At 60.0% G+C, this 3718-nt stretch carries 5 protein-coding genes; 3 read left to right on the top strand and 2 right to left on the bottom strand.

Features of this window, described 5'->3' with window-relative positions; translation table 11 throughout:
• Nucleotides 1-301, top strand: a 301-nt coding sequence (locus AC1DX0_RS32725) for an SRPBCC family protein (protein WP_477358512.1), incomplete at its 5' end; no start/stop codon positions are given.
• A gap of 146 nt (nt 302-447) precedes the next feature.
• Here the strand turns inward: AC1DX0_RS32725 and AC1DX0_RS32720 are convergent.
• Complete coding sequence (locus AC1DX0_RS32720) at nt 448-1059, bottom strand: TetR/AcrR family transcriptional regulator (RefSeq protein WP_477224675.1); 612 nt, start codon at nt 1057-1059, stop codon at nt 448-450.
• Between the two features lie 121 nt (nt 1060-1180).
• Here AC1DX0_RS32720 and AC1DX0_RS32715 point away from each other — a divergent pair, with 121 nt between their 5' ends.
• Nucleotides 1181-2173, top strand: a complete 993-nt coding sequence (locus AC1DX0_RS32715) for an SDR family NAD(P)-dependent oxidoreductase (protein WP_477224676.1) — start codon at nt 1181-1183, stop codon at nt 2171-2173.
• 100 nt (nt 2174-2273) lie between these two features.
• Entirely contained in the window at nt 2274-3020 is a 747-nt protein-coding gene (locus tag AC1DX0_RS32710; RefSeq protein ID WP_477224677.1) for an SDR family oxidoreductase, read from the top strand.
• A 355-nt stretch (nt 3021-3375) separates the two neighbouring features.
• Here AC1DX0_RS32710 and AC1DX0_RS32705 read toward each other — a convergent pair whose 3' ends face one another.
• Nucleotides 3376-3531 carry a hypothetical protein gene (locus AC1DX0_RS32705; RefSeq protein ID WP_477224678.1) on the bottom strand — a complete coding sequence of 52 codons (156 nt, stop codon included), beginning with the start codon at nt 3529-3531 and terminating at the stop codon, nt 3376-3378.
• Nucleotides 3532-3718 lie beyond the last annotated feature (187 nt).

Below are 3718 nucleotides of genomic sequence, written 5' to 3'. Positions count from 1 at the left end.
GAACTGGACGCTGTCGCTTTTCGATGGCGGCATGAACGTTAGCCGAATCAACCCGACCTCACCGCATCACACAGACCAGCACTACCATTTCTTCTTTGCCGACACCTCTGCTGAAGCATCCGAGAGCAGGGCGAAATCTGTGCAAGGCACCCTGGCCGTGGTACGCGAGGACTATACCATCTGCGCCGATACGMATCGAAACTATGCCGCAGGGGCCTATAGCTCCGGCCCGCTCTCGGGGCGGCATGAGCGGGGAGTGCAGTATTTCCAGGAACGGGTCGCTGCGGCGCTGGCGCTGTGACCGCCCTGGCGTCCCTGTCCGCCGGAGAGTGCTCCGGCTCGGCGCTGGCACGAGTGACCCCGGGGACTAAAAGGACGCCAAGAGTGACAAGGCGCCGACGGTGCGCTTAGGCATGAAGCGCCACATCAACCTTCTGTCGTCGCATTTCACCGCCTCGGCAGTAGGGCCAAGTCGGCCGCTTCCTCTGCGTCCTTGAGCAGCATCTTGCGCGGCATGCCCATCTGCGCACGCATCGTCAGACCGCGCGACAGGTCGAGGACCTGGCTCGCACGCGCGGATACCGGAAAGTCAGACGGTACCTCTGCCGTGCTGATTGCGTCGTAGAATCGCCGTTCCACCAGCGCCATGCCGCCAGCTACGGTGTCCTTGAGGAACTGCCGGACCTCGGCATCGTCCACGAGCGGCGCAACGCACAGCAGAAGACACCCCGGCGCTTGTCCTTCCTCCGTCGCACTTTCTACGGCGTGCCTTAGGAAGCCGGCGAGCGAATCGCGAAGGGTCGTCGGCGAGAAGAGCGCCTGCGCAGCGCGGGCGCCCTTCGCTTCGGCATAGGCCCGAAGGGCGCGCAGGAATATCGCCCGCTTGTCCCCGAAGACGGAATACAGGCTTGGCCGTCCCACACCCATGCCTGCGACGAGGTCGTCAATGGTCACTCCGTCGTAGCCTTTCGACCGGAATACCCGGGTCGCCTTTTCCAGCGCGTCCCTCTCGTCGAAGCTACGTGGGCGTCCACGAGGCCTATCAGCATTTTGAAACATTTAGTTCTAAATTCCTTGACCACTGTCTTTACACCAATATATAATCGAATAGTTCAAAAATGACAAGGCGGCCCCGAACCCGGGGACTCCTTCGACCTTAACCTTCACCAAGGAGCCGCCCATGAAACATTCGATCGTACTCGTCACTGGCGCAACCTCCGGGCTCGGTTATGCAGCAGCCCGCTCTCTTGCCGAAGAGGGCTGGAGCGAGGTCATCATCACCGGACGCAGCCTGGCTGGGGCCAAGGAAGCAGCCGCCAAACTCGCTGCGGAAACCAAACGATCAATCTTCACGCCGATGGAGCTGGAGTTGGACACACCGGCCAGCGTCCAGTCCGCGCTCGCCCAGCTGGTCAATCAAGGTCAGGCGATCGATTTCCTGCTGCTCAATGCCGGGATGGTCCCAGGTAAGAAGCGCGTGATCACGGCCGCCGGCATTGAGGCTTCTGAGGCTCCGCTGATAGGCCATCATCAACTGACTGTCGGATTGCTTCGCGCCGCTCTTCTCAGCCCCGACGCGCGGATCGTTATCACCAGTGCGGAGCCTGCCCGCGGGGGCGTTCCCATGTTCAAGTACACCGACCTGCCAGCCTTCGCGGCCAAAAGTTTCCAAGGTAACCGAACCGCCGCTGTTGAAGCCCTGATTCGCAACGGTCCGAACGTGAAGTATTCGCCCAACAATGCGTATGCCGACGCGAAGCTCATCATCGCTTGGTGGGTCGCGGCGCTGGCGCGCAGGCTACCCTCCGGCATGGCCGTCTACGCTGTCTCGCCCGGTGCGTCGAACGCCACCAACGTGGCGCGAAACGCTGGCTTCTTGGTGAGGTATCTGATGATTCCGATCGTGAACCTCATTCCCGGCATGAATCAGGCGCCGGAGGTCGCGGCCGATCGATACCTCCAGGCGTCAGAGTTCGGAACCGACGTTTCAGGGCAATTCTTCGCCTCGGCTCAAGGGAAGTTCTCGGGCCCAATGGAGGTGCAGCGACAACCACACCTCCACGATCGCGCCAGCCAGGAAGCTGCGTGGCTCGCCGTCGTCAAGGTTTCCCGCGTCGACTTGTCCAACCAAGCACCCTTGCGCCCACAGGACCCTAAAAAGGTTTTGTACTAAATAGTTCAAAACTTTCTTGACCGTGGTCTTTGCGCCGTATTATCATACAAAGCAGTTCAAAAATATATTGACGACGCTTGGCGTCGCAGGGAGAGTACGCATGGAACGATACCAAGATAAAAAAGTAGCGATTATCGGCGGCACGAGCGGCATGGGGCTTGTGACAGCGAAGAGGCTCCTCGAGGGCGGCGCGCGGGTTCTGGTGACGGGTCGCTCGCAGGCGGGTCTTGAATCAGCACGGAAAGAGCTTGGGAAAGACGCCATCGTGGTTTCGAGCGACGCGCGGTCGTTGACCGACATCGACGCCCTCGCCGCTCAGGTGAAGACCGAGTTGGGCACCATCGACCTGCTTTTCGTCAACGCCGGTTTCAGCACTCCAACGCCTTTCGCGGGCGTAACAGAGGCCATCTACGACGAGATGTTCAACCTCAACGCCAAGGGACCGTTTTTCGCGGTCCAGAAGCTCGCGCCGCGGATCAATCGGGGCGGCTCAGTCGTCTTCACGACCTCTGTCGCCAACGTCAAGGGACTGCCCGGGCAGGCGACCTACGGAGCCGCCAAGGCTGCGCTGCGATCGTTCACCCGGGTGCTTGCCGTGGAGCTTCTTTCCCAGGACATCCGCGTCAATGCGGTGTCGCCCGGTCCCATCGACACTGGCATCCTCGACAAGGTGTTTCCCACGGAGGAGATGCGGGCCCACGTGAAGGGGCACACAATCGGCATCATCCCGATGAAGCGCTTCGGCACTTCAGAGGAGATTGCGAAGGCCGTCCTCTTCCTCGCGTTCGACGCGACCTTCACGACCGGTCTTGAGATTCCGGTCGACGGGGGTTGGTCACAACTCTGAAGGCATCATCGACTACAAGCTGCGTCGCGGACAGTCTTCAATGTCTCTGCATGGCAGCCTGAATAGGCGCGTGTCCCAAAGGCCCGCTTGCAGCGCCGGAAATCGCACGTGGACGCTCTGCCACGATGGCGACAACGTCCGGATTTGTGCCGCCGCAAATCTGAGCTGAAGGTCCGATATGAGGCGCATAGCTGTCCGGAGTTTTGAAACCGAAAGTAAACAGTTTTTGCTCGTGAGCGCTGATCTTCGCGCACCGCGCACCCCGAGAAATCTAATTTGCAGGCAACTCCTCAAAACGAGAGAATGGCTACTGCTTCCGTAGGTTTGCGGGCAGGTCAGTACGCGAGTGGCAGCGCTACTTCCCTCGCTTTTCAATCTTGAGGTTTGGGAGGTCGGGTCGCTTGGATTTTAAGCCGGCCTCCTTCAAGGCCGTGTATCCCACCTTTTTGAGGAGCTTCTCTGTTTTGCCGCGCTCCTGGTTGAGAGCGCTCTCACCTTTGGCCTTGGGCATCCATCCGTCCTCCCTTTGGTTTGTTGTCGTTCGCCAGCAAATAAGATTGCAAGCGCTATCGCGCGCGATGTCAGCTTGAGGCTGTGGCAGAGACTACGTCAATGACCGAAATCAGGCGGTGGGTTCAACCGGTCGTCGCAACACCTTTAATCTGAGAGGATGGGAGGGGGAGGTGTCGCATGGTGAC

The sequence above is a fragment of the Mesorhizobium sp. P3_A9 genome (genome assembly GCF_056402975.1).
Note: the sequence above shows the minus strand (reverse complement) of the source record. Positions and strands in the feature narration are given on the sequence as shown.

What these genes read in the sequence shown, in the direction of transcription:
- AC1DX0_RS32720 (WP_477224675.1), bottom strand. Translation starts at nt 1,059, where the DNA reads ATGTTTCAAAATGCTGATAGGCCTCGTGGACGCCCACGTAGCTTCGAC.
- AC1DX0_RS32715 (WP_477224676.1), top strand. Translation starts at nt 1,181, where the DNA reads ATGAAACATTCGATCGTACTCGTCACTGGCGCAACCTCCGGGCTCGGT.
- AC1DX0_RS32710 (WP_477224677.1), top strand. Translation starts at nt 2,274, where the DNA reads ATGGAACGATACCAAGATAAAAAAGTAGCGATTATCGGCGGCACGAGC.
- AC1DX0_RS32705 (WP_477224678.1), bottom strand. Translation starts at nt 3,531, where the DNA reads ATGCCCAAGGCCAAAGGTGAGAGCGCTCTCAACCAGGAGCGCGGCAAA.